This window comes from Mesorhizobium sp. P3_A9 (genome assembly GCF_056402975.1).
In genome coordinates this window covers 1-2,206 of sequence record NZ_JBFUGJ010000586.1, presented here as the reverse complement: position 1 = coordinate 2,206, position 2,206 = coordinate 1, and the positions used below count along the sequence as shown (strand labels likewise).

The window sequence follows — 2,206 nt, the reverse complement described above, 5'->3', positions numbered from 1 at the left end:
GTGAAGGGCCACGGTCCCGACGATCTTTTCGACGTCTGACCGAGCTTGGCCTGATGAGCACACGCGGGACGAATTTCCTCTTCAAATGGATTTCAAACAACATCCACGGCACCGATGTCTCCGTCGCCGAGCTGACGGAGATGCTCTTTGCCGACGCGAGGACGCTGGGCTTTAGCAGAGCGGAAATCGAAGACGATACAGGCACCGCCTCTGAGGCGATCGATAAGGCGCTTCGATACCAGGATGCGGGCTTAGTCGACTGACAGGCCATACTAAGGATGATCGCATGCCGGCTGATAGATTGAAGGTCCGCGACGCCGCGGCGGGCTACGAGGTCCTAGCAGACGGCGAGGTGATCGGGTCTTTCCCCACCATCGTCGACGCAGCTCGGTTTGTCCGGGATCGTGGCGCGCGGCTCTGGCTCGATTGGGCTCGAACTGTGATTGGAGGCCAGACCGTTGGTCCCCAAGATTTCGAGCCGGCGTTCCTCGGCTCCGGCGTCGGCCGGGTGCTTGGCGAGCAGCACGGGCCCAGCAAGGACAAATGGTTCTGGGCGATCAGCACGAACGACAAGCGCTGGCGGGTCCATGGCGGTCAGCGAGGCAGGGAGGACACCAAAGAGGCAGCGGTGGCAGCGCTTGAGCGCGAGTTCACGACATACCTGGCCGTCACGCCCCCGAAGCCGTCGCCTTATGCCCAGGCGAAGGGTGTCTAGGGTCTAGAAAACCATATTCCGACCAGAGCGCAAAAGGCCAAAACTAGAACGGCGGCCGCGAGCAGCACGCCCTTATTGTTCTGCCACCGTGGAGACGGCTCGGGCACCAATTTCTCGGGGGTCTGCTTTTCGTTCATGGCCATCAATTTTCGTGCAAAAGCGGCTGACCGCAAGGCGAGATGCCCTCCGCGCTTGGCGACTTCGCGAAACAGGAGATTGTTCCGCTCATATCCCGTGGGTCAGCACAACATAAATGGCGGGGACGAGCATCAACCATCCGCCCATTCCCAGAAGCACCAAAATAGCCCTGCGCTCGGTCCGCGTGACGAGGGCGGCAATGTTCTCCTCGTCATTCGAGGCAGCGTCCAACGTCATATGAGCTCCGACGTTGTCATTTGCAGGAGTGTCCGCATTGCAACTCTCATTCGATCTCTGGGCCAATGTCATTTTCTTCTGCTCATCAATTAAGATATCGGCCCGTTCTCGGCGCTCGAGCCGGAACGGGCCACGTGCAGCGGTAACTAACTAGAATCGCAAGATGACCGAAGGACCACGTCTGCGATAGCACCGGACGCGACGGCGACCATGTCGCCAGTAACTACGGCAAACCCGTCTCCAACCCCGCCGGCGACGGCGGGGGCCGTAGTGCCAGTCCCGGTGGGAAACCTGCTCGACTTCCGCCTGGCCTCGTTCATCGAGATCCTGTCTTTGTGGCGTTTCGAGTTCATCAAGGATGCCGGGTCCCGCGCTTGGAACACCGGCCATTGCGTTGATTGGGCGGACAGCGCTTGCAAGCGCAGCTGCTCCGGCAATGCCAAACACCGCAGTCAGGAAAGTTCGCCGATCCATAGTAAACCTCCAAGGTTGCATGAGCTAAAGCCATCCCACTGTGAAAATAGAGGACCCGCCAGCCGCGGAAGCGGCTTGGCGGGTCCTATCAGCACAGGAAGGGACATAGCTGTGCCGATCCATCACATGTCAGCCGAGGACTATGCCCATCACCAGAAAGGTGACGGCTGCCGCGAAAACCGGTGCGAGCAACCAGCGTGCTTGGCCAACACTTTTATCCATGTGCTTTCTCCGAATTTGGACCAGCAACTACGCCGGACTTAGGCTGTTCCGCCTAGTCTCAAGAGGTAAGACCATTGCGTTCCGTGGCCGGACTTTGGTCTTGGTCTTGTTGGGACCGAAGTCCGTCTGAGGAACGTTTGACATGCCGTGAAGTTCGAGTGGCTGGCGCACAGACGATGGTGCTGTCGCCTGATCACAAGAGGAGAAAAACCATGAAGATGCACCTTACCGGCGCCGCAGCGGCGCTGTTGCTTTTGGCTGGCGTCGGCGCAGCTGCGGCACAGGACGTTGTCATCACGCCGGAGCAGGACACCGTCGTGCGCGAGTACGTGAAAAAGCAGCCGCTGGCTTCCGTAAAGATACCCGGCGTCGAGCTGAACATCGGTACGGCTCTGCCGGACACGGTCGAACTCCACGAGG

4 protein-coding genes are annotated in these 2,206 nt (G+C 59.6%); 3 read left to right on the top strand and 1 reads right to left on the bottom strand.

Annotated features, from left to right (window positions below; translation table 11 throughout):
• Together AC1DX0_RS34900 and AC1DX0_RS34895 are read left to right on the top strand one after the other, a co-directional pair.
• Positions 1-263: hypothetical protein (locus tag AC1DX0_RS34900; RefSeq protein ID WP_477358953.1), on the top strand; the 263-nt coding region annotated here is incomplete at its 5' end.
• Between the two features lie 23 nt (positions 264-286).
• Positions 287-715, top strand: a complete 429-nt coding sequence (locus AC1DX0_RS34895) for a hypothetical protein (RefSeq protein WP_477223966.1) — start codon at positions 287-289, stop codon at positions 713-715.
• 225 nt (positions 716-940) lie between these two features.
• Here the strand turns inward: AC1DX0_RS34895 and AC1DX0_RS34890 are convergent, their stop codons facing one another.
• On the bottom strand, positions 941-1,162 hold the full coding sequence (locus AC1DX0_RS34890) for a hypothetical protein (protein ID WP_477223965.1): 222 nt from the start codon (positions 1,160-1,162) through the stop codon (positions 941-943).
• Positions 1,163-1,998: 836 nt separating this feature from the next.
• On the opposite strand from AC1DX0_RS34890, the gene AC1DX0_RS34885 reads away from it, so the two are divergent.
• Positions 1,999-2,206 (top strand): DUF1236 domain-containing protein (locus AC1DX0_RS34885; protein WP_477358950.1); only part of this gene is annotated, 208 nt, incomplete at its 3' end.